The organism is Cupriavidus basilensis, assembly GCF_008801925.2.
Classification (GTDB): Bacteria; Pseudomonadota; Gammaproteobacteria; order Burkholderiales; family Burkholderiaceae; genus Cupriavidus; species Cupriavidus basilensis.
Genome location: NZ_CP062807.1, coordinates 87680 through 110687, shown reverse-complemented (window position 1 = coordinate 110687; position 23008 = coordinate 87680). Strand labels below are relative to the sequence as shown.

The window sequence follows — 23008 nt, the reverse complement described above, 5'->3', positions numbered from 1 at the left end:
GACTATTTCTTCCTGACAGTGATATACACCACTCGTTGATCCGGCTGAATGTCTACAACAAGCGGGATGTCCGCTCGTTCATACCTACGAATCCACTGCGCGACCGCGCTATCGAAGGTGCCCTGGAACGTTACAGGCGCCGGCAGGCCGTAGTCGACTTTCTCGGCGCCTTTGAAGGCATCCCAGATGACGACCCACTTCGCCCGGTTGGCCCATTGCTGAAGGGAGTCGCTCAGGGTACTCCCCTGCTCACCCTTCCAGATTTCGACCGGGATTATCACTTGCGCCGGCGCAGGTGCTGCCACAACGACGGCTGGCTTTTCTCCTTCGTCTTCCACAACCAGGCCAGCGGTCGCGGTCAAAGGAAGAAGCGCCAGCCCTAAGATTAGATGCCTCATCAGGTGCCCTCTCATGTTCAAGGCGCTTCGCGCCCACCGTTCAATTATGATATTAAAATATCATCAACGCAACGATGTTCGCAGGCTTACGCGCCGTTAGCGGTCCGGCATTTTTTCCAACGTTGGAAAAGCCGGACCGAATTCACTCTGCCCTCCCGATCGATGCAAGCGTTTTAGCGCGCAGGGCCGGAGGCAGCTTATTGATGGTGTCCATGCTGAGCGTGGATGGGTCTATCTGCATGGATGTCGCAGCAGCGAAACGCCGCGCCATTCCAGCAGCCGACTCTCGGGCGTCCTTGACGGCTGCCCCCACGTTCAGACTGAACGAGCCCGCTTTCACGGCTTCGATCAACTGCCTGGTCAACGCGATAACAGACGAGCGGATCGTTCCAGCGCGCTTGTAGCCAGCAATTTCGTCCAGCACGTCCTGGCGATAAGCCAGCGGGCATCCGCTAAGCATGCTTTCGACAGCAATGCGCTCCGTTTGCGTCAGGCTTTCGGGAAAAACAAGTCCGTCAGAAGAACTACAACCACGGTTTTCGGGTTGTAGTTGTTTGGAAGTCTTTGAACCCGTTTTCTTTGTTTCATTCGGCAGCGACGTTTTCTGCGCTTGCTGGAACTCGGGCTTTGACATCTCCTCAGATGGGGATTCTTCGCCTACTGGAACCGGTTCAGGCTCGGTTCCAGTAGCTTCAGGAGGCGAGTCTGCTGTAACCAGATCATGTGCGTTTCCTGTAAATGAAGAATCTTGATTTACAGGAAGTTGGATCTCTTCACTTCCTGTGGCTGAGGGTTCTTGATTTACAGGGAAAACGGGGGCCTGAGGGCCATTTTGCCGGGTGAATTGACGGTCTGAGCCGCGTTCCCGGCTGATTTCGTAACGCCTGGTCAGCGATTCATTCGAGCTCACGCGCGTGACATTGCGTTCTGCGAGTTCGTCCAGGCACGCATCCACCAGAGGATGGTTGCGAAAGTAGGTTGTCAATTGCCGCCGGCGGTCGTAGACGGAGCAATAGAACTTGCCCTGGAACTTGTCGTCCGCCGCGTCGAATGCGGACTTGGAGGGCCAGCGGTGGCAGATCTTGTCGGCAGCGGTACGGAACTCTGCTTCACTGATCGCAAGCTCTTCGGTCCAGCTATCACCATCGCGGTAGTCCGGATGCTCGCTAGCAGGGCTGAGGAACTTATAGAAGCCGTCTGGCTTCTGATTGAACCAGAAGTCCATTTGCTGCATGAGCAGGCACCCCACGACAGAACCGGTGTAGGGCTTGAGCTCAGGCAGGTATGCGATGACGCTGCGGGTAATTTGCAGGAGGCGATTTCTCATGCCATCAACGCTTCGTTGAAGGAGAAGTGCCCTGCGAAGCCCATGGAAAAGGGCTTGGAAATACTGCTATATGGATGCATCTCATCACCGTAGAGGTTGCGCTTGCAAACGCCAGGGTGAAGGGAGTAGAATCGAATCAAAGGCGCGAGTTGTGCCTTGTGACCCTAGCCCGTCACACCTGACCTAGTGGATCGCCCGATTACTAAGTCGCTTCTTTCAAGAGCCCGAGGTTGCCGCCTTGGGCTTTTGTCTTTTTGGCCTACATCGCCATACTCGTCATCTCCGCGGCAGAGCTGGCATTGCCCACACGGGCCCCTTGCTCTGCGTCGCGCATTTCGTTCAGAATCAGTTCCACCATCTTGGGCTTGGCAAAAGCCATCTGAATCAGCGTCTTTGCCGCGCCTGAGGGCTCCCGCCGTTTCTTTTCCCAAGAGACGTAGGTGCTCACGCTTACTCCAAGAAGCTCCGCCAGTTGTTCCTGGGTCTTCTTGAAAACCTGAGTTCGGATTGCTTTCAGGCTTGGCTTGCCGTCCGCTCCGATCAAAGATTCTGCTTCGTTCAGAAGCGAAAGTTGGGCGGGAGCGAAAGCAGCAGCAATATAAGTCTGGGCTTGCATGTGGCTTTCCTTGTATCTTGGGGTAAACAACCCTCACATAGTGACGGTAAGAATAGCTTCCGCCATCACTCTGTGTCAAGGTCCCCGCCATTTGCTACTGGTTTACCCGAATTTGAACCGAAATTAGTGAGACTGCCCGGAAAAATCAAAATCCGGGTTCTTTTGCTATTTGTTGGCGGCATAGATCAAGGGCAATCCGAGCAGGCGAGCCCATGCAGACATAACTTCCATTTGTATGTCGGGAATACTCGTCCGACGAGCCCACCATATATTAGAGGTGCCGACCAGCACGGTCGGATCTTCGGCCATCGTTACTAGCAGAGGAAGCACAAGCAACTGCTCGTAACAAATGGCGGCTCCGACGACCTGACTCCCAATTCGGACAGATCCTTTCCCAAACGGTTGTCCGAGCGCCGACGATGAGGCCCAAGGACGCCACATGCCGATTGGCACCGGAACTCGTGCCACATACTTTGCATTGTCATGCGCACCGATGGCATACATGCCACTCTCATATCGACCTGGCGCGACTGTTTTTCGGCCCCCTACTAGAGCCGTCTGCTTCCTCCTATTGAGAGCGGCGGCTATGTCTGCCCACCAGAGCTCGTTCATTCCCCACTCCCCTCCCACCAATTCTGGCAGAACCAGGATCGAATCAGGTGCCGCGCTAGCGGAGACCTTGGCCACCGCGGATTGAAGAGAACGCATTTGCCCGTAATCGTCTCCGTCAGCAACACCACGCCCGAAATCTGTATTCACAGCTACGTAAGCTGGGGAGGGGGGCGGCGCACGATATGTAGCATTGAGGAAAGCCGAGAGTGCGCAAAGCGCCGCAAACAAGAAGACGGTGCGCTTCGTTCGGAGTTCAACCGCAACGCAACATAGGACCCCAAGTGTGCATACGAGCCCGGCCCATCCAAGGCCGGGGTAGAGCGCGCCGGCTGCTGTTAGAGGGTTCGCCCATCCGACAAGGCCAACAGGGGGAAGGGCGAGCAACGCGATCGCGATAGCCACGCGAAGAGGGCGCTGATGCCGCCCCCAGCAAATGCACCAGACAGCGGCCATCAAAAGAGACGGCACGATCCATATTGCTAGCCCGATCCGCCAGTCCTTCTCGCCGCCGGCTGTCGAAAAAAACTCTGTGGCTCCCACGACCAGGCCACGTGCAGCTGCCAAGTAGTAGGCGAGGGCGATGACAAATGCTTGGAGTTTGCTGCGCGCATTTGCCCAGCAGAAGACGAATGCCGGCAGAAGGGCAAGTAGGAATACGGAACCGTGCCAGGCGGCTAGGCCGACGCCGGCAGCCCCCAGCGCCAGCATGCAAGTCCGGACAAAGGAGGGCAGGGACGCTATCGCATGAGAGCAACGTCGCAACCCCGCAGAATACCCTCGAGGCGCGAGCATTCCCGCTGAACCGCGTTCAGCTTGCCCCAGAAGGGAGATGACTCGGAGATCGTTTCTTCCGCGCATGTTTCTAGCAACCTTTCAACTTCCTGGCAAAGTTCGCGCATCCGCGCGGCGACAGCGTTCAGGCGACTTACAGCCTCACTCGTCGCGCCGGCGGCGTTGGATACATCAGCAATCCCATGCGCCAATCGGCGGTAGAGAATTGCGCATTTCGCCGCCGGCTCTTCCTGATCGCCCATCATGGATTTCTGACGTTGGAAATCGCAGCCCGGAGGAGTAGGGGGCCGGGCCGGCCCCCTTTCTACTAAGCCGTCATTGGGACGATGTTGAGCCGGATACCGAAGCCATGGGCACGAAGGATGCCGAGTAGCGGCTCTTCACCAGGGGCGCCAGCCGTTAAACGCTCGGCCAACTGCGCTTCTGCGCACTGGATCAAGGCGTTGAGCAGTGCGGAGCTCGTCGCGCCCGGCTCTACCTGAGCGCCGGAGGTTTTGAGCGTTCGATTCTCTCTCTGCAGGTTCTCCACCAGGACTTGCAACCTAGTTTTTTCGCTAGAGGCTGAGCGAAGTTCATCGGCCAGCCGATCGCGCTCGGCCTCCGCTGCCGCCAAGTCTTCGACCACCTGGGTGATGTCCGCCAGTTGCCCGGCATCATGACCGCCGATGGCTGGGGGAATTCCTGCGTTACCGTCATGCGGCACGGGCGAATCGAGCCCCGGCGGCAGATCGATAAACGCATCCTCTCGACTAGCCGAGGTGCGTCTCGCGGGCGGAACGCTTGGGGGATGGCTCTGGACCGGAGCGGCTGGCGGAGGGATCTCAGCGGCGGACGTCGGAGGTGCATTCAGGACATCGACGTTCACGAGCTGGCGGAGGACCGCCTGTTCCGAGGCTGCATCCTTGCCGAATAGCTGGCACGTTTTCCAGCCGAGCATCGAGGCGATGTTGTTGGCGTTGTGCATGTTGTCGACGGACGGGCCATAGATGGAGATCTTGCTGCCTTCTGCGTCGAGCCGTAGCGAGCCGTCGCCGTCGCGCTCAAGATCCTCCAAGGTCCAGAGTTCGGCGTCATGGTCGGACGCCTCATACGAGTAGACCCCCATCGTGCTCGGAATCTGATGATCGGATTGGGTGCGGTCAACCGCAACGAGTGTTGCGATTGCTCCCTCGGGGATGAGATTCATTATTTTCCCTTTCTAAAGGTTAGTTGATACGCCAGCCCCAAGTCTTCTTGGCTTGGGGGTCAAAAGGCACGCAATAGGTGGCCGAGCCTTCTCTGTGCGTTTGATAAGGGGCGGGGCAATCGAGCATTGTTCTCACTGCGTTCATCTGCGCGAAACGTTGAGCAGCCGCGCCGTCCGCCGTTTGCAGCCAGGCAGCGGCTGGCCCGGCTGATTTGGAGCCAATCGAGTAGCCTAGAAAGCCGGCGCACAACAGAAGCACCGTCGCAACACCCAGGCTGGTAACAGCGCCAATGAGCAGCCCCTTCTTAGCTTGAATCGCGGCAAGAGCGGTGCCAGTCTTCTGCGCCTCGGCCAGGAGCTTGCTTGTGGTCTCCCGAACGGAGTCCACCAGGTTGCTTTTGATTGCACGTTCTGCGGCGGCCGCTGTCGAATCGAGAGCTAGCTTGTGGTCCGCGAGAGTCTTGATTGACTGTTCGCCGATCTTGTCAGCGATGTCCTTGTACAAGATTTCGTAGTGGCCAAAGGCGAGGATGAGCGACCACACCGAGTCATGTTCCGAGAAGCCGCAAGCTTCCTTGATCTGGTAGAACTTGGCGATCTCCTCCGTGGTCGGATCGCGTCCGATCAAGGCAGTAAGCGCCTTGTCCAACTGGCTCATGTCATTCTCCGTAAAGGGTTTCGTCTAACGCTTCACAAGCCTCGGCATACCAATTCGCGACGGCGATCTTGGCCCAAGTGAAGTTGGTAGGGGTATTGCCTCGCTGATTCGCAAACGCACTGAACGCGAGACCTGATTCACGGGCAACGCTCATAATTCGTGGGTGCAGCCCAGGGAAAAGCACGGTGTCTGCTGCAGATCCGAGGCCGTAGGCTTGGTCAAAATGAACGAAGCTTTCGGGCGGCCCGAAATGTAGGTTCTTGACGGGGAAGAGGCGGGGGAGGACAAGCCGGAGCTCGGGCAGCAAATGCAGGCCGTCGGGAAGGTTGTTCATGACGAACAGCACCTTGACGGTGAAGCCGTGGGCTTCAGCCACGATTCGGAAGCGTTCCAAGAAGCCCATGGCCTTGTCTGTCACGCCGTCGGGGAGATTGGTAACGATGTGCCCAATGAGCCGATTTGACCCAATGAAGTCGGCGTACTCGCGCCAACCGCTTTCGTCGTCCAAGCGAAGTTCAGTGACAGGAAGCGAGTCTTCGAAAGCGCGCGCCACGTCCGGCGTTCGCTCGTCCCCATCCACAACGATGACTGGAACGGGCTGGCTACGAAGCCAGCCGGCGAGTGCTTTTCCCACGACGGACTTGCCCACTCCTCCTTTATTGCCGGCTACCAGCCACACAACTTTATCCATCATCCGCCTTTCGATATTTCATTGACTGCTTTAAGTATAGCAGTCCTGTCGACTAACGAAAGCTGGGAAAGAAGGGCGATGATTGCCGAACGGACTGCTTTGCGTCGTCTCTCCGGATTTGTGACGCTGGCGTTGTCAAGCGTGTCGCGGAGCATGACGATCAACTGAGTCAGGGCAAGACGGGTAGCCGACTCTTCGGTGCTCTCGCTGTGATCGTCAGAGATGCCACTCGAGAAGCCGCAGTATCCGCCGGTAGCGATGGTGAGGCTAAACGAGTAGGCCCAGCGATCCGGCCCGATATGCAGAACGTATGCGACAGCGTGATCTCTACCACTGGTGCTGCGATAGGCAAACTGCTTGGCATGGCGCTCATCGTAGACGCCATGCTCGTTAGGGGCTGGGAAGATTGTGTGCCCTAGATCGCTCTCAGAGATGCAGGCACCTGAATCCAGGCTGGAGGGGCTGGTCGCGAGCACTCGGAACGCTCCGACCTTGCGACCCCAATATCCCCGGTGCGGGCCCACCAATGAATAGTGGATGACGGCCTCACCCCGGCGGAAATTGAACTTGGCCATCTACCCCTCCTTTTTCCAACGTCAGAAAAGTTACAGGCCCAGACGATGACGAATGGACTCGAGCGTGTTGTGGTTAGTGGTGACCCAGTGCACCAGTTCCATGTTCTCGCTGGCGGTAAAGCCGTGGACGCTTTCCTTGTGCTGTCCTACGGGCTGCACCGCCCGAGAAAAGGGCATGATCGCGTCGTTGTCGGCGTACAGCTTGTCCACGGTGCGCTCGTGGAGCTCGGGCAGCTTCAGTGTGACGCCACCGGCCTGCTCGAAGTTCGAACGGGTCGTGCTGGTATCCCAACGCGTGAACTTCTCGGCGGGACCGAAGTAGAGGTTCTTCACGACATACCTGCCTGCGAGATCGCCGCCGAGGGTCTTCTCTGCCTCGGAGAGCAGGTTCACGCTGTCCGGCAAGCGGTTGATGACCCAGAACAGGTGCATCGGTCGTTCCAGCAGGCGGATCGTGTTCACGAAGGAGGCGCCCTCCTTGCTAAGCTCTTCACCGATGCCAGCCGGCATCGAGATGACGATCACGCGATGGCTATGTTCGGACATGAAGTCCGTGAGATCCATCCAGCCGTCATGCGTGCGCAGGTTCAGTTGAGCGACCGGGGCAACCGATTTGAACATGCGGGCAACGTCCGGATTTCTCGTGTCGCCGTCGACCAGCGCGAATTCAATTCCGGACTTGTCCAGCCAATCGCAGATCACCGCGCATTCCATCGACTTGCCCACGCCGCCCTTGTCGCCGTGGCAGATGAATACCGGGCAGCCGGTGCTTTTTTTGGTTTCTTTAGCCATGTATGAAACTTCCTTTAGTAAATTAAAAAAATTACTTTTTGCCGATTTTAATCGGTCCAACGTGCCAACGCTTCGCGAGCGTGAATGGTAATGCTGTCCAGGTCAATCTCGGTCATGCCGTAATAGATCATGGTGCCCCAAACCTCCGCTAGGGCGCGCACATCAGCAGACAGCGTGACGCCGGTAATCCCCCCCGCGTTGCGGCTCCTATTGATCGCCGCCTCGATCGAAACAATGCCAACTTTCATAGTGACTCTCCAAGTCATCGTGGCCTAGAGCACCTCTGTGGCTTGCGCCGCGGCGACCACGCCTTCGCGATTCAGTATCGGGCCCCAGCCGACGAGTTCGTAGAGCTTTACAGGGCGGCGCTTCTCAGATAGTCCGTCCGTCACGGAGATATCCACGTACAGCTCAGTGCGAAGCCTCTGCAGATCACCAGCGATGGTGTGCCTATGGTGCCCCGTGAGATCTTCGAGGGCGACCGTGCTGGTCAAGCCAGTTCGCTCCAGTGCGACGAGCACAACAAACAGCCGACGAATGTCTCGAATCGGGAACTGATAGAACCCGTGTTCGTTGATGGTGATTTCGGTTGATTCCATAAAAGGGGCAAAGATAGTGCGATATCCAGCGTAGCGCACATTATGGCCCCTCTTGGTGGACCCGCCTATCATGCGTTCAACGAACGCGGTCCGACAACTTCGAACAGACCCGGCAAAGCGCGTGTCTGCAACCACATCAGCGCCTCTTCCAACGTGCCGAGCGTTTCAACTTCACGTTTGGTGTCGCGGTAACGAGCAATGAACATCGGGTATCTCCTTGGTTAGTTTTCGATTCGATTAGTGTTGGCCATCTGCTACGCAACCAGGTAGCCGCTGACCTGGAGACCGTCGATACCGGCCTCGAGCGAGCCAGCCTCGCGGGAATACGTAACCCGTGCGCACCCGGCTTGTTCAAACAACTGCCTGATCATTCGGGCAACAAGGGTCATATGGACGGGCACGATCGCGAAGTAAGCACGCGACATCCGGCACCACCTGCAGCTATCAATTCCCATCAGAATGTTGATTCGCTCTGCGAAGGCCTCCGCTTTTGCATCTGTGGACCGTTCGGGCGCTTCCTCATTCTTGAACAGCGTGTTCATTCCTTACTCCGAGAGTTCCCAGCACCAGTTTTCGATCTCGTATGTAGGGATCTGCTTGCCGTCCACGAAAGTGTCGACTGGCTTGACCTCGAAGACCCCCACATCTCCCTCGCCCGGATCATCGACCACGGAGACCCTGCCGCTCGCCTTGTCATAGAAGACGACGTCGGGCATCACCGCCGCCACCATCGCGATACCCTCCGCAGTGAACTGCGGTGTGATCCAGTCGTTCCAGTGCGAGCCATTCCAGTAGGCCGGGATCTTGGTGCCCTCCGGCATCCACTCTGCGGTCACGTGGACATCCACCCATACGAAGCCAATGCGTCTTCCGTAGCGGTCCGGCCCCTGGTCCTGAACGAGGACCTGCTTTGCGTAGACAAGATTCGACAGGGCAATTTTTGAGCGCGAGCCAAAGGGTTGCGATTTCTCTGGGGCATCGATGCCAGCCAGGCGGACGCGGATGGGTGTCTTGTCCACGAGAACGTCGATGGTGTCTCCATCCAGGACGGCTACCACTTTCCCTGAGAAGTCGGCAGCGGAAGCCGAAACAAAGAAGACGGCAAAGATGATGGCAAGCACGTAGCGCAATAGTGATGTCATGGTTTTAGATGAGTCAGGGAGGAAGAGAAGGGACGTAGAGCGCTCTATGGCGCTCGCGGTTGGCTGTTATGAGGCTTGCTGATCCACCCATACCCACGCCTTGACCCAAGCGCGTTGAGCGCCGGGGGGTTCAACAGCGAGGCGGATCTCCGGTTCCTCCTGGTCGACCACGACAGTTGTACCGTCGTCATAGGTGCGTGCCGCGAGTTCAACGAAACCAGCACGCGTTTGGCGACGCAATGCAGCAGCTTCGTGATCCATCCAGCTACGAATGAAAGCCTCCCGTTGTTCAAAAGTGCCCTCCTGCCACTGCGAGTTGTCGGAATCCATAACTGAGGCAAAGTGTGCCGCCGCTACGTCTCCGTGGAGGATGCCGGCGACGGCCATGAGCGGCTGCAGGGCCGCATCGAGATCGGCATCCCTGATGGACGCCTGAATCATTTGTGCGGTGATGGCTTGGAGGTTGACGTTGATCATGTTGCTCTTGTCCTGTGTAGTTGACGATGACGCGTAAGGCGCAATCGGGGCGTGGGTTGGTCAGAGGGAATCGAAAGTGCACGAACGCAGGTAGGCGCCAAGTTGCCCGCGGATTTCACCGATGCCGCCCTTCGTTGATTCGAGTGAGGCGTCGGCGGCAATGACTCCCGCGTCCTGGAGCTGCTGGACGTATGCACGAGCCACCTCGCGATAGTCAGCACCGCCGGCGATGAAGACCTCGCGGTAGCGCTTCCCATTGAATTGCGACAGATCCAGGCCCTGAGCGGCCAGTTCCTTAGCGCGTTGCGGCGTCATGCGCTGGTCATAGGTCTCGAGCTCCGTGGCGCCGTTCACGAGTCCATGCTTGGCCGAAAGGATGTGCACATCGGGCCGCGCATGCCCGGCAGGAATCCACTTGTTGAGCACGCCGTAAAGCGCGCCGGTATAGAGGGCCGCCGCTGGATATCGCCCTTGCCTCTTCGCTGCTGAGCACGCAACGAGCAACAGGCGCTCGCTGCCAACGATTTTCGTGCTTGAGGGCGCGGATTGCGACTGCTCTGCGTTGGTCCGCCAGCGGCCATTTCGCAGAACGTACTCTGTGCCGTGCTCCACCTTCCGATCGCCTTCGATCGGGCCATCTGCCAACCCGAAGTCGCGCCGCACAATTTCCTGCGGTGTGCCTGACAGATCCGAGATCAGGCCCAGCAATCGCTGTTGACGCTCGAAATCTGCGCCGCCCAGCGCCTCGCGCATCTGATCCCGGCCACCGTATTGTGCGAAGACATTCGAGAGTTCCGTAGCGCGAGCGCGCGCGCTGAGTCCGTCGATGATCCGATCACACCGCTCACCCGGCGCGAGCTTGGTGCCGTCGCGCGGCAGGACCATGCTACGGAGCGGATTCGCGTCAGCGGAGACTTCTATCGCGTCGCTCATGCCGGCATTGACGATTGCCTTGAGCCATTTCGTCAGCCGGCTGTCATGCAACGAGCCGAGGAAGTGAATTGCCTGTGGCTTGCGATCGAGCAAGAAGGCAGTCACTTCTGCAGGGGACCAAGGATTCGCAACCGTCGGGATACCGACGACGAAGTTGTCGGTGCCCGCAGCCAATACCGCCGCGTCGTAGTAGTGCGAGAGCGTGTAGCTGTCGCCTCGGGGGATCGGTACAAGGAGACGCAGGACATTGAATTGCGCGGTAGCCTTTATCCAGGCCGAGTGATGTTTCAGAAGATCGAGCGAACCGTGCTGGTCGCCGATCACGTCAGGCAGAGAGACGAGGGGTGCCGGCAATTGCTCTTCTGCTTCGTTTTTCTCGTGGATCAGTTCGGCCAGTTGCTCATAGCGAGCGAGGATCTGGCCGAAGTCGAGCGCGACGACTTTCTTGCCGGCGGCCAGATCAGCCTGCTGCCGACGAAACATGCTGTAGGCGCCCGAGTCCACAAACACAGGGGTACGCTTCGTAGCGACCATCTCCGCGAGCTCGCCCATCGCTTTGCGGGACAGTTGGCCCACGTCCACGCCCACGGCATGCCCAGCATGACCAGCATGACCAGCGGCGCCGAAATCTCGAGCTCGTGACATGCCGGAAGCGAATCTCGCCACCTTCGCCGCGAGGGAGGCAATAGCCTTTGTAGAGGCGCTGGCCGTGAGGGCGAAAAGATCCAGCGTGGCGCGACGGGTCAGCTTGGACCGACCAGGGATAGGCTCATGCGCTTCATCGCAAAACAGCGTCAATTGCCTGGCCGCAGCCGGAACGCCGAGCATTGCCAAGAGGCCCAGCGTTTCGTTCGTGTGTGTCACGTTCAGGTGCATCGAACCAACCCTAAAAAACATTGCTATATGTGTAGTATTATATGGCAGTTAAACTGCCATTGCAATATCCCGAGCTTGATTTTGCCTGCTGGCCTCGAACGCCGCTGTAGGTAACCGAAATTAGCTGGACTACGTGCGCCTTTGCTGGACCGGAAATCCGGAACTAACTGGATTGCTGCGCAGCCGATGCAGGCGCGTGATGCTCAACGGTGACGATGGACGGCCGCTTTCGACCCAAACGAGCGCTGTTCATCTAAAGCTCCTCGGACAATGCTCAGTCGAGCCTCGAGCGATTATCAACGGGAGGACTCAGCAGCGACGCCTAACGATCAGTCGTCCATGAACGGGGCAATGAGTGCCTCCCACTCGGACTGGGACTTGCATATCTTGTCAGCGACGACACATTCAAAGAGGAGTTCGCTGTCACTGAACTTGAAGAAACTTCCATAGTCCTTCTTCTCGTTCAAGTCAAATAGACCAATCTGCCTCGAAGGTTTGGACTTCTTGTTCTTATAAGGAAGGTCTTGATAGTTAAGGACCACGAAGCATTTGTTCAATCGGGTGTTGTAGTGATTCCTGTACGAAGCTATCGCTCGGCCATCTTTGGTGTTGACTATGCCGCCGCCATACTCTTTCTTGAACCATTCTTCGGCGCGGCTCCCACAGCGCTCTTGCAACCCGTACTCATCCTTTGGAGTCGCTGAGGCTCCACTTGGCAGAAGTGGCGACGCCGTCAAAAGCATTGAAAGAGCGACCGAGGCTGTTCTCATATTGTTTGGCGTTGATGGTGATGCGCTATTTTGACATGCACTGGACGAAGGCAGTGAGGCCGGAAGCGGCCTCCCGCGCCTGGAAACGGTCAGGTGGCTCAGTCTAACGAATTCGCGCTGGGAATCCCGCTCAGTCTAGTTATTTTGGCCCCGCGTTGGCGTCCCCGGCTACGTTATACGTTGGCAACCCATTGATTCGTAAGGACTCGAAATCTAGCGAATTAGGTTTCCCTGCAGCCGCCCGCCGGCGGCCTACGGCTTGTCGTCTTCGCGGTCGGCGACCGTTGGCTTCGCAGGAAGGAACTGGCTGCCACAGACGCCACACGTTGCAAGAATCCCCCGCTTGCCCCATATGTTTGTCATGCACGCGCAGGTGTACTTTGTCCTGGTTGGGGCGCTGGGAGGCTGACTGGGGTCAGCCTGGACGGAGAGTTTGGCAAGCGTGTCGGCTGAAAGCGGAAGGCTGGCCAACGTTAGTGCTTCTGATGCGGCGTCGCCGAGATCCGCCGGCGCGGCAGTGTTCGCTGCGGCTAGTTGAACGATAGCGACCGGAGGAAAGCGGTCCATCCATGCGATTGTGAATCCCGACGCTAAGAGATCCTCGACTACCTGCAGGAACTTTCCGCCGGCAATGGGATAGTCCGACATCGACTCGCCCGTCTCCTTTCCACCAGGCTTGCCGGTGTTGGACGCCTGAAGGCCGACCTCCGCCATCATTCGAGCAAACTCTTTGTTGTGGTAGCCGCGCCGGCCAGGTTTGCCATAGAGACTCTGCATCTGGTGGACCATTTCGTGGCACAGGGTCTGCAGTGCTTCGAGCAGCGGCGTGACGGCAAAGTGGTTTGGGTTGAGTGCGATCTCATCCGCGAACGTCCCTGCTCTGCTCACCCAGCGCTTTCGTGAAAAGTACCCGTAAGAGTTTCTGCGCTCGCGCTGCAGCGTGAGAAGGCATCCCGGCAAGGCGCCGCCGAAGAGTTTTTCGTTGAATACGTCGTACAGCTTTTCCAGCGGCCCGTACATCTCTGGTGTTGCCGCTACGCGGATCTGGCCGGTCAGGATGCCGTCCGAGGTCGTCAATCCGGTTTGGATTGTACAATCCAATTCACTGTCAAAGGTCATTTTCTGACGTTGGAAAAAGCGTTTCAGAGTTTGGTCGGCATCGTCACGAAGTCCTTCGTGGACGTCATGACCGTGGGCGCGATGATCTTGCCCGTCTGGCGAATCAAGTACGCCTGAGCCTTGGAAAGCGTCGCGTCAAACGCTTCTCCGCTCTCGTAGTACAGACGCCCTTGGTGAAGGACAACGTTCTCGCGGAGATCTGGCCTCACGCCTTGGATGCTAGCGCCGGCCTGCTGAGCCTCTTCGATCGTCGGGCCGATGCCTTCTGTTCTCGGTGCAACGGGAGGCGCTTCGGCGGGCACGGGCTTACTCGGCTCCGCCGGCGGCTCAATGGACCCCTCCCCCGCCCTAGAAATCGCCGCCCCCAACGCATGCGTTGGGGGCGGCGGCGCGACCCCCATAAGGGGTCGCGCGGGCTTTTGCTTTTCCGCCTTCTGCGGCTTCATCGCAGAAGGCGCCGCCGCCGGCGGCACCTCTGGGGGCGGTTCGGGGAAGTGCGGGGAGCGCTTACGTTTCGCCACGGCTTGCGCCTCGGTCAGCGCATCCTGGCTAAAGCGCTGCCGGTCGTCGCTCTCCAGCTGAGATCGGGTGCGCGCGACCTGGTCGGCGTGGGCCTTTTCGTGCGCGGCAATGTCGGCCTGCGCCTTCAATTGATAGAAGTACAAGCGCAACGTGTTGGCATTGAGAACGAGCCCCGCTTCACTGAAGATGGTCGCGATCTCGTCAAATGACATCCCAGCTTCTCGTACAGCGATGATCGTTCCCAGCAGTTGGCGAACAGCTTCCTTCTTCCGCAGCTTGTCCGTAGCCGCGCTATCAAAGAACTTCGCGAGCAGGAGTTTCCGCGCCCGCTCTACGCTTTCGAGTTCATGAGTTTCAAGCTTTGTCATCTGCTTTGCGGTCTGGACTGTGGCGAGCGTCGTTGCACGCGGACAGCCGGGAATTCACCCGGCACGCGTCAGGAAACTATGCCTTTTCGTGATTTCTTTATAGTAGCAGATGGCATACACTCTGTGGGCATCGGCATGCCGAAACCCTAGTCAGGTCTATGGATAAATCCATAGACGGAAACATAGAAAAATAACCCCAGAACAACAGGACAGGATGGCAGATGTGGCCACAACACAAGTGTTGTGACCCCACCGGCCGAATCCGCTAGGTCGCCTGCGGCGCCCGTCGCGGATTCGGCCTTCTGCGGCCTGCTCAGGGCTCCGCCCCGAGACCCGTATTTCTGACGTTGGAAATTGCTATGGCATTCGCAAAGGTAGACAACCCCAAAACCGAGATCTGCAAACTGCGCGTCACAAAGGACGAGAAGGCAGCGCTTCTCATAAAGGCGGAAGAATGCTCCATGCCGCTCTCTGAGTATCTGCTTGCCGCCGGCTTAAAGCGGCAAACTCGAGGTCGCGCCGATGTTGACGCTATCAATTTGCTTCGGGAGATTGCCGCCGGATTGAAGGCTCTGCACGAAGTGGCCGACGATATTCACGAAGAGCATCTGCAGCGTGCACTCGATGAGGTTGTGCAGGCGATCCAGCGTGTCTGGAGCGAAGGGGCACGGCGATGATCGTCAAGGTTCCGAAGAATCGCAGGGACGGGCGCTCGTCGTTCAAAGATCTGAGCAAGTACATCACCGAGGGAATCCAGAACCAGGCAGCACCGCCGACCACGACGAGCTGGGACCGGTTGACCCAGTACATCACGCAAGAATCAGTGCTAGATGAGCTTGGAGATGAAGTCGAGAAGACGATTGCCGTGGAAATTGGCAACGTCACAAGCCTGGCCACAGCCCCAGCCGAAATGTATGCGGTAGCCAATAAGAATGCCCGCGCAAAGAACCCGGTGTACCACTACATCCTCTCCTGGCCTGAGCACGAGAAGCCGAAGACGGAGGACATCTTTGAGGCGGTGCGTCACACGCTTGGCGCTCTGGGCATGGCTGATCACCAGTACATCGCCGCGGTGCATGCGAATACCGACAACATTCATGTCCATGTGGAGGTGAATCGGGTGAACCCGCAAACGTTCAAGGCTGTGCCGTTGGGCTTTGATCATAAGACCCTCCATCGAGCAGCGCGAGAGGTTGAGATCCGCTTTGGGTGGCATCACGACTCGGGACTGTTCAAGGTCGTGGATGTGGGCGGAAGGAAGCTCGTCGTTGAGGATGCGTCCTATGTGGAGGACGATATTGCTCGCGTTCAGGGTAAGGCCGAAGCAGTGGGGACCTGGTCAGGGGACGAATCGCTTCAAGAGTGGTGCGCGCGAGTTCCAGCCGACCCGCTGCGGCGTGTCTTGAAGGACAATAAGACGACCAGTTGGCAAGATGTTCACAGAGTGCTCCTGCAGCATGGTCTTGAACTTCGAGACGCGGGCGGTGGCGGTATGGTTGTCGCAGATACGACCGGGGCAGCGCAGTCGCGCGGAGGCCAGCCTGTAGTCGTGGCCGCATCGAAAGCGTTTCGGTTCCTAAAGCGCGCGGAGCTCGAGGCGAGGTTCGGCCAGTTTGAACCAGCCGGCGACCAAGCGCGGACGCCGGCACCAGAGCGGACCTACAAGCGAGATCCTGAGAAGCGGTTGCAGCGGCGCTTGGAGCGGAAGGCTCTTCGCGACGACCTTCGAGCCAGGTTTGCCGCCGAGCAAGTCCGTGCGAAAGAAATGCGGGCTCGCGCCACGCTGGCTCTTGCCCCCCTGTACGCTGAGGACAAGCGGCGGCTAGTCGAACTCGATGCGCGTTACAAGGCCGGGCGGAAGGAGATTCAGGGAAGCCGAACGTTGAACCAGCCACAGAAGCAGCAGGCTTACATGCTGCTGAAGATGACAACGGAGCGGACGCGCGCCCAATTGAAGGAATCCATTAAGCGGGAGCGGGAGCAGAGGCGCGCCCTCCTCCCCGCCTTACCTAGTTGGCGGGCGTGGGTGGAGAATCTGGCGCAGCAGGGTGACGAGGCCGCCATCAGTGCTCTGCGCGGCATGGTGTACCAGGAGGGGCGTGATCGGCGAAAGGGCATAGTGGGCGATCCCGATGCCCCAGCCGAAGGGCGTCCCGAAGACGAGCAGGAAGAGAACGCCATTCGTCCCGCCGAGCCACACCGGACTGACCCCTATGCACGGACGATGCAGAACCTCATTTGGAAGGTCTCCAACAACGGACGGGTGCTATACAGCTTCAACGATGGCGGCAAAGCATTTGACGATGAGGGCTCACGAGTCACCTATGGTCGGAGGGACGTGTCGGACGACGCATTGCTCATGTCTTTGCAGTACGCGGACACCAAATGGCCAGGGGGGGTGCGCCTCACCGGCGGTGATGCCGAGTTCAAAAGGCGGGCGGTACGCTTGGCTACGCAACTGAATATCCGGATAGCAAACCTCGAGCTGCAAGCTCTGCAGCGAAGCTATCGAGATGAGCTCTCAGCAGTAAGAAAGATGCACGCTGTCGGCAAGCACGGCGAACGTCCGGTAGTGGCCATTGAGGACGAAGTGCGTGCACTGGACAGCAACGCGAAGATTGCACACGTAAGTTCACAAGCTGGGCGCTATAAGGGCAAGGTGGTGTTTCAGACGGCAACGCACATCGCGCAGGAGGTTGGTCGTCATGAATACGTCATTCACGACAAGACCGCCTTCCGTACCGTGCCTGAAACCGGGGGCACCGTCACTGTGACCTACCGAGACGGCAAGGCCGGCATTTCGAGTAAGCCGACGCAAGGGCGCGGTCGATAGGCAAAAAAAGGCCGACGATCGTCGGCCCTCTTGTTTGAGCTGCGTCGGGGAGACTCAGGCGCGCGCGGCGCCGGCGCTATGCGCCACGTCGACCGACTTGAAGCCGACGACACGCACGACAAGGAGCCCGCCCCCCAGGCCAAGCAAGCTGCAGAGCAACTGCAGGCAAGACTGGGACAGGCTCGTTGTGGCCGTAAGCAACTGCCGCACTTCCCATGAGAGATTGAGCAGTATCCAGATGGTCGCAGCAACGTAGAACACCGAGTGCAACGGCCTTCGCATCGCTTGTTCCATTGTCCGGCGCGGAGCGCGGATGAATAGCCCAAGCCAGCCACCGACCAAGATTGCGACCAGGTAGTGAACCGGCGAGAAGCGGTTCTTGGGTTCAACAATGAAGTACACCGCCATGATGAGCACGAGGATGGCGCACGCTCGAAGCCCCTTCGACCAGTTGTCCACGAGTTCGCCAGCTTCCCGGTACACAAGTCCCAGTAACTGGACGCCGCAAAACGCAATCAGGGTGTAGGCAAATCCTGAAACAAAGTGCTCCAACAAGGGAGGCGCGTCAGCGCTTCCGAGTGCTGCCGCCTCGGCGGCGCGCAGCGCCTGGACCCAGGGATAGTCAACGCGACGATGAAACTGAGCAGCAATGCACATAAGCCCAATCGTGGTGGTCAGGAACGTCCACTGAATTGTGGTGAGCCAACGAAAATACTTCTTCACTTTTTCTCCGTAGAGGTTAGCGGCGCCGACGGCAGCCATCCTAAGTAATGGACTTGGTTTTATCCATCTATAAAAAAACCCGGCCATTAGGCCGGGCGGGACAAAGACGCCAGGGCGGGTCAGGCCCAGCGCCGGAGAGGTGCGTTACAGGGACACGGCAGTGCGGATTGCGTCCAGAGCGCCGACGCTCAGGAACGCGCGCTTCGACTGGATGGCCACGTCCTTCGGGATGAAGAAGCCCGACTTCCAGCGCTCCGAACCGCTGCCGGCAACGATGGCCTTGCGCGCACCCGCCGCAAAGGCGCTGGCGGGAACGTAGGCGTTGAAGGACTCGTAGTGCGCTACGGTCGGGAACGACAGCAGATAGACCGTCTTGCCGTACAGCGTCTGGGTTTCCCATTTGCCGTCGGGCAGCGCCGTGGCGCCGGCACCGCACCCGGCGGCCTTGGCGTCAAAGACCTTCAGCACGCCCGACGCGGCAAGCTGGTATTGCACGCGTGCGCTGGCATCAGCACTGTCTTCGCAGAAGCTGCGCGTGAGCAGGTCCGCTTCGGATACCAGCAGCGGGTCGAGCTCGCCGAACATCGACGCGATGACTGTCGCCGTCGAGGGCGCGAACGAGGGATACGCTGCCTTTACGCCGGCGGGAAGCGCGGCGGCCACCATGGAGGCGGTCAGCGGTGCGCCCGCGGCATTGACGAGATAGTCCGTCACCTGGCCGCCGCCCACATCCTTGAGGTTGAGCTTCACCGACCAGGTGAAAGGAGCACTGGAGATGCTGCCGAACGAGACCGTTGCCACCTCGTCGGACGAGAAGGTCGCTTGGTAGCTGGTGGTGGCGTTGGTCCAGCCCGAGGATGTGAGTGCCCAGTATGCAGCCGTGTCGATCGTGTCGAAAGCGCTCGTGGGTGTGCTGTTGGCGCTGGGGCCGACGGCGACGGCGGCGCGGATGTCGAAAACGTTGCTCGATGCCTTGGTCGCAGCTGTCTTGGAGATGCCCTTTTGCTCCACGCCGTTTACGATGTTGCCAAATCCGCTGGCCGTCAGGAGACCCGCTGCGAGCGTTGTCTCGCCCACAGTCACGGGAGCAGTCGGCGGAGGCGGCAAAGCTTGCTCCGGCGGCGCGGAATTGCCATCGCCACCTCCACCGCCGCACGCGGCGAGCACGAGCGTTGCCAGAAAGGCGGGCAGCATCGAACGGGTTGCTTTCATAAATGGCTTCCTTTTGTATGATTTAAATAAAGTAGATATGCTCTCACGAAAACCCGCAGAGCGACAGTCCTCGCCTTCCCTTCCCTATTTCCAACGTTGGAAAGCTCTTAGCGCTGAACGTGCGATCATCATATGGTGCACATGTGCACCATGTCAAGGGTGATCTGGGACTGGTCGCAAGAGCTTGGAGAAACGCATGCAATTGGCGCCGCCGGCGAATGCGCGGTCGGCGCCGCAATCAAACGGACTAGTTTGTCTTCTTGTATTCCACACTGCCATCGGTAAGATTACCTGATGCCTTGTCAATGGCAAGCGTGATATCGCCCATTCCCATAGACACTTTCAAAACACCGTTTGCGTAGGTGGCCGGAATATTCTTGGTCTCCGGCTTTCCGTCTATGAAACTCGGCCCCGTGTTGCGGACCATAAAGCTATCGCCGTTGCGCTCAATTTCAAGGGAGCGCTTTTCACTCTTTACATTGACCCACTTGCCCAGGTATTCACTTCCGCTATTGTTGCCGCATCCGGCAAGCACGCCGACGATGATCAGGGCGCTTCCAAGTAGTCGCTTCATTCTTTCGCTATCTCCGTGTGATGACTGGTCGAGCTTCCTATTGCGTAGCATAGCGCAGGAGAGCTCTTCTTCGTTTTATCGGAAGCTTGGAGCGAAGCTTGATTGGAGGGGGCATGCGCCGGCGTGGATCAGCGGCAAGAATCGCCAGCGCTCCCTGATTGCGGAATAGTTCGCGCAGGCTGTCCCTATCGTCCACAGCGAGCTATTCGCTAGGCTGTGCTGGGACATGCTCCTTACCACTTCTTCATAAGCACTGCCAAGGGAATATTCTCTAAGCTGCTTTGGTCTAGACCGGCCTCCGGTGTGCAAGCGGGAGCCGGCCTGTTGGCCGCTACCATGCCGCGCACTTGCCACCAGGTCCACCAGAGGTGCCCCACAGTAAGTATGCCTGCATGCCGGCTTCGGACTGTAGAGAGGCGTTCCATGGCGAAGTCCCTCTTCCCCATTCGCGCTGCCGATGCCAAGTCCCGCACCGCATGGCAAGCTATTCCCACGGCTGAAATAGAGCGTACAACTGCTCGTAGGCAGTCCACAGTCGCGCGCCAGCGGCATTCGTATCAGGCGTTCGCACGCCGGTCCGGTCGCATGCAAAGCACGCTAGGAGAATGCCGGCACACGCGCTCAATACTGCTCGGGGGGTGTAGCCTAGAATGGGCTGATATCTTGCCGTAGGGCGGCCACTTTCACCGTCGGCGATGTAGACATCCACTGCTGAAAGCGAGGGATGAGCAGCGTGGTGGGACAGGTGACGATAAAGCCCGTCATAGACTGCAAGCGCCTCTCCCCTCCTCGCGAACTCGCGCATGTCAATCGCTGAGACCCCAGCGTTCTGAGTAACGAACTCCGTTAGTGTTTCTTTGAACGGCGCAACGTTCGGATACTTGCTTGAGTTGAGCAGTGCATTCGCGTGCTTTACGCGCGACGCGTTGTCGTGGCCGACCAACTCCTCTGGCGTCACGGCATCTTCGGCTATTGCGGCCAGGACGAAAAAGGTCTCGACAAGCCCTCGTGAAAGTACGAGGGACTCAACGGTCATGCCGCCTTCCGCGAGGTTCATAGCGGCTTGGTAATGCGATGTGCACCGAGCAAAAAATAGGCTGACGACAAATTGCCGCTTCGTCGTCGCGTCCGGCAAGAGGGCTGCTACTTTCATCGTGAGACGCGAGCATTCGTCGGCGAATGCAAACAGCTCTTCGTACCTTTCGCGTTGGCCAAGTCGAAGGCTAGCACCGCCGTCGCCAGCGAAACCCTCTTGCTCGAAAGCCCCGTTCGGGATCATGACTCACTCTCCTTCTGGTGACACAACGATTTACTGTCAAGGGTTCTTGTTTCCACACTGCGCGTAGCGCTCTATTTCAGCATGGCTATTGTCATCGAAACAGTATTTCCAACGTTGGAAATTGAGTGAGGGACGCGCAGCCGGCGGTCGCTGCTTCTACGTGGTCCGGTAGAATTTCTCTACGTCGTAAAGCCTACGATCGCGGTCCGCCGTGCTGTACAGCGTCGTGGTCGCAATGGAGGCATGCCCTAGATACCCCTGCACGACATTGATGCCCATGCCGGCGGCGAGGCCGTGTGCGCCGAAGGCATGCCTGAATGCATGCGGATAAATCCGCGTCATTTCCGCGAGCAACTCCGGGCTTTCGCTGCTGATGTGTGACAGAAACCGGTCTGACGTTTCCTCGATCAGCTGGCGCAGGCCTCGTGCACTATAGCCCTGCCGACCCTCGTTAGCTTTGGCTCGAGCTCGTGGGGTATTAGGCACGACCAGCGGCGCAATCAAGTGATCATCGGATAGCGGGCTATCGGCGTTCGCCAGGTCTGCCCAGTGCTCTTCTAAGGCACCGCGGAGTCGCTGACTGATTGGCACGAAGCGCTCACGACCGCCCTTGCCCACGATGTTTAGTTCTCCCCAAACCGCTTGCAGCTTTCCGCCTTGGGACGTGTTAGCTAACGGGACGAGGTTCATCCGCACTGCTCTTGCAGCTTCGTCGCAGCGCATGCCCGTCTCACGAAGAAGAAGTACGGCAGCACGCAGTAGGCGACCGCGCGCGCTGGCGAACGCCTCGGCATCTAACCACGAGCTCATCACCTCCCAGACAGGCATGGCGATGGCCTTCTCGACGTGCATAGAAGGCTTGGCCACGCGCTGTAGTGGCACGCCGGCCCAAGGATTTGCGGCGAGATAGCGCCGGTCCACGAGCCACGCGCAGAGGGAATTGAGCACCGTTTCGCTGAAGGCTCGGCTGCGAGGCGCCAACGGCCCCAGAAAAGGACGCCACGCCGGGTTATGCATCGATGTGCCGGCCACCTGGATCTCTCGTGCCGCGCGGGGCCCGCACCAGCGTGCTGCGGGCTGCGGATCGGCCAGAAAGGCGCGGTAGGCAATGCAGTCATCAGTGAGCGCGTCGGCGAAGGCTCTTCCCCGCTCAATGATGATCCAGCCAAGAAATCTCTCTGCCTCTTTGCGATAGGCGCGATAGGTTTGCGATTCCGTAGGCCACAGCGAAAGCCAGGTCTGGATTGCCTGATAATCATCACGCGCACCAATCATGCAGCGATCGAGCGGTGCGCGATTGAGCCCCTTGGAGCCATCGAGCTCGCGTGGCAATCGCATCGCCTCGAGGGGAAGTGCGGTGCCACCATCCACTCCTAATTGAGTAGGTGCCAACGGCCCCGCCGGCGGTATGCCTGTGACATGGGCGCTAAGCGGCCCCAAACTTGCGCTGTACCGCTCCAGCACTCTTACTACGCGCGCGGCTGCCAACGGCCCCACTCGCGGCACGCGCCGCCACCAAGCGCTCCCGCGCTGATTGCACAGTGCAGTGAGTTCCCCGAGGGTGAGGATGTTGGCCGCCTGCAGTCGGCGGGCCAAAGGGGCGGCGAGCCAGAGGCCAACCCCATGCTCAGGTTGCGGGGCAGGCTTGGCGAGCTTTTCAAGCTCTCGGACAGCCTCAATAGCGCGATCCATGCCCTTGCCAGAACGCCCAGGCAGACTTGCGGCCTCCGCTAGGTCGTCCCTGCCATGTTGGCGTGCGCGTTGTACCAGAGCGTCACGGAGGCTGTGCAACAGAGCGAGCGCCGCGCGCGGCTCGAGCACGTCGTCCGGATCGGTGGCCAGCCAGCGGCCTGCGATGAATTCCACTGGCATGCCCTGCAGCCAAGCCCGCAGGGCGGCATACTGCGCTCGCGTGGGCGCAGTAGCCTCCGGTG

General features: G+C 58.8%; 26 protein-coding genes. 2 read left to right on the top strand and 24 right to left on the bottom strand.

Features of this window, described 5'->3' with window-relative positions; all coding sequences use genetic code 11:
• Positions 1-2: 2 nt before the first annotated feature.
• From F7R26_RS39750 to F7R26_RS39655, 19 genes are all read right to left on the bottom strand, one after another.
• The gene (locus F7R26_RS39750; RefSeq protein WP_170301903.1) at positions 3-398 is read right to left on the bottom strand and encodes a TcpQ domain-containing protein; all 396 of its coding nucleotides are present in this window, start codon (positions 396-398) and stop codon (positions 3-5) included.
• Between the two features lie 142 nt (positions 399-540).
• A complete protein-coding gene (locus F7R26_RS39745) occupies positions 541-1725 on the bottom strand; it encodes a hypothetical protein (RefSeq protein WP_150986941.1) in 1185 nt (394 codons plus the stop codon).
• 259 nt (positions 1726-1984) lie between these two features.
• The gene (locus F7R26_RS39740) at positions 1985-2341 is read right to left on the bottom strand and encodes a helix-turn-helix domain-containing protein (protein WP_150986940.1); all 357 of its coding nucleotides are present in this window, start codon (positions 2339-2341) and stop codon (positions 1985-1987) included.
• Positions 2342-3690: 1349 nt separating this feature from the next.
• Positions 3691-3990 (bottom strand): hypothetical protein, encoded by a 300-nt coding sequence (locus F7R26_RS39730; RefSeq protein WP_170301901.1) that lies wholly within the window; start codon positions 3988-3990, stop codon positions 3691-3693.
• Between the two features lie 62 nt (positions 3991-4052).
• Positions 4053-4931: a hypothetical protein gene (locus F7R26_RS39725; protein WP_150986938.1), complete on the bottom strand. Its 879-nt coding sequence runs from the start codon at positions 4929-4931 to the stop codon at positions 4053-4055.
• A 19-nt stretch (positions 4932-4950) separates the two neighbouring features.
• On the bottom strand, positions 4951-5589 hold the full coding sequence (locus tag F7R26_RS39720; RefSeq protein WP_150986937.1) for a hypothetical protein: 639 nt from the start codon (positions 5587-5589) through the stop codon (positions 4951-4953).
• Position 5590: 1 nt separating this feature from the next.
• Positions 5591-6283, bottom strand: a complete 693-nt coding sequence (locus tag F7R26_RS39715) for a P-loop NTPase family protein (RefSeq protein ID WP_150986936.1) — start codon at positions 6281-6283, stop codon at positions 5591-5593.
• Positions 6280-6855, bottom strand: a complete 576-nt coding sequence (locus tag F7R26_RS39710) for a hypothetical protein (protein WP_150986935.1) — start codon at positions 6853-6855, stop codon at positions 6280-6282. The genes F7R26_RS39715 and F7R26_RS39710 overlap by 4 nt, the downstream gene beginning before the upstream one ends.
• 30 nt (positions 6856-6885) lie before the next feature.
• A complete protein-coding gene (locus tag F7R26_RS39705; RefSeq protein WP_150986934.1) occupies positions 6886-7647 on the bottom strand; it encodes a P-loop NTPase family protein in 762 nt (253 codons plus the stop codon).
• A 47-nt stretch (positions 7648-7694) separates the two neighbouring features.
• Positions 7695-7895: a DUF3717 domain-containing protein gene (locus F7R26_RS39700; RefSeq protein WP_170301900.1), complete on the bottom strand. Its 201-nt coding sequence runs from the start codon at positions 7893-7895 to the stop codon at positions 7695-7697.
• Between the two features lie 24 nt (positions 7896-7919).
• Complete coding sequence (locus F7R26_RS39695; protein WP_150986932.1) at positions 7920-8246, bottom strand: hypothetical protein; 327 nt, start codon at positions 8244-8246, stop codon at positions 7920-7922.
• Between the two features lie 68 nt (positions 8247-8314).
• On the bottom strand, positions 8315-8452 hold the full coding sequence (locus tag F7R26_RS39690) for a hypothetical protein (protein WP_170301899.1): 138 nt from the start codon (positions 8450-8452) through the stop codon (positions 8315-8317).
• Between the two features lie 48 nt (positions 8453-8500).
• Complete coding sequence (locus F7R26_RS39685; protein ID WP_150986931.1) at positions 8501-8788, bottom strand: hypothetical protein; 288 nt, start codon at positions 8786-8788, stop codon at positions 8501-8503.
• 3 nt (positions 8789-8791) lie between these two features.
• Positions 8792-9388 (bottom strand): thermonuclease family protein, encoded by a 597-nt coding sequence (locus tag F7R26_RS39680; protein ID WP_150986930.1) that lies wholly within the window; start codon positions 9386-9388, stop codon positions 8792-8794.
• Between the two features lie 66 nt (positions 9389-9454).
• Entirely contained in the window at positions 9455-9865 is a 411-nt protein-coding gene (locus tag F7R26_RS39675; protein WP_150986929.1) for a hypothetical protein, read from the bottom strand.
• Between the two features lie 60 nt (positions 9866-9925).
• Positions 9926-11674: a DUF6884 domain-containing protein gene (locus F7R26_RS39670; protein ID WP_150986928.1), complete on the bottom strand. Its 1749-nt coding sequence runs from the start codon at positions 11672-11674 to the stop codon at positions 9926-9928.
• A gap of 329 nt (positions 11675-12003) precedes the next feature.
• Positions 12004-12444 (bottom strand): hypothetical protein, encoded by a 441-nt coding sequence (locus F7R26_RS39665; RefSeq protein ID WP_150986927.1) that lies wholly within the window; start codon positions 12442-12444, stop codon positions 12004-12006.
• Positions 12445-12696: 252 nt separating this feature from the next.
• Positions 12697-13563, bottom strand: coding sequence for a SprT-like domain-containing protein (locus F7R26_RS39660; RefSeq protein WP_150986926.1), 867 nt, complete (start codon positions 13561-13563; stop codon positions 12697-12699).
• 23 nt (positions 13564-13586) lie between these two features.
• Positions 13587-14453, bottom strand: coding sequence for a hypothetical protein (locus tag F7R26_RS39655; RefSeq protein WP_150986925.1), 867 nt, complete (start codon positions 14451-14453; stop codon positions 13587-13589).
• A 359-nt stretch (positions 14454-14812) separates the two neighbouring features.
• Between F7R26_RS39655 and F7R26_RS39650 the strand changes: the two genes are divergently transcribed.
• Both F7R26_RS39650 and traI read left to right on the top strand, forming a co-directional pair.
• Positions 14813-15130 (top strand): plasmid mobilization protein, encoded by a 318-nt coding sequence (locus tag F7R26_RS39650; protein ID WP_150986924.1) that lies wholly within the window; start codon positions 14813-14815, stop codon positions 15128-15130.
• Positions 15127-17286 (top strand): TraI/MobA(P) family conjugative relaxase, encoded by a 2160-nt coding sequence (gene traI / locus F7R26_RS39645; protein WP_150986923.1) that lies wholly within the window; start codon positions 15127-15129, stop codon positions 17284-17286. Before F7R26_RS39650 ends, traI begins: the two co-directional genes overlap by 4 nt.
• Positions 17287-17340: 54 nt before the next feature.
• Here traI and F7R26_RS39640 read toward each other — a convergent pair whose 3' ends face one another.
• The 5 genes from F7R26_RS39640 to F7R26_RS39620 form a co-directional block, all read right to left on the bottom strand.
• Positions 17341-18009, bottom strand: a complete 669-nt coding sequence (locus tag F7R26_RS39640) for a hypothetical protein (protein WP_150986922.1) — start codon at positions 18007-18009, stop codon at positions 17341-17343.
• A gap of 144 nt (positions 18010-18153) precedes the next feature.
• Positions 18154-19221 (bottom strand): hypothetical protein, encoded by a 1068-nt coding sequence (locus tag F7R26_RS39635; RefSeq protein ID WP_150986921.1) that lies wholly within the window; start codon positions 19219-19221, stop codon positions 18154-18156.
• A 247-nt stretch (positions 19222-19468) separates the two neighbouring features.
• A complete protein-coding gene (locus tag F7R26_RS39630) occupies positions 19469-19795 on the bottom strand; it encodes a hypothetical protein (protein WP_150986920.1) in 327 nt (108 codons plus the stop codon).
• Between the two features lie 484 nt (positions 19796-20279).
• A complete protein-coding gene (locus F7R26_RS39625) occupies positions 20280-21074 on the bottom strand; it encodes a DUF5677 domain-containing protein (protein WP_150986919.1) in 795 nt (264 codons plus the stop codon).
• A gap of 156 nt (positions 21075-21230) precedes the next feature.
• The gene (locus F7R26_RS39620; protein WP_241754862.1) at positions 21231-22946 is read right to left on the bottom strand and encodes a phage integrase family protein; all 1716 of its coding nucleotides are present in this window, start codon (positions 22944-22946) and stop codon (positions 21231-21233) included.
• Positions 22947-23008 lie beyond the last annotated feature (62 nt).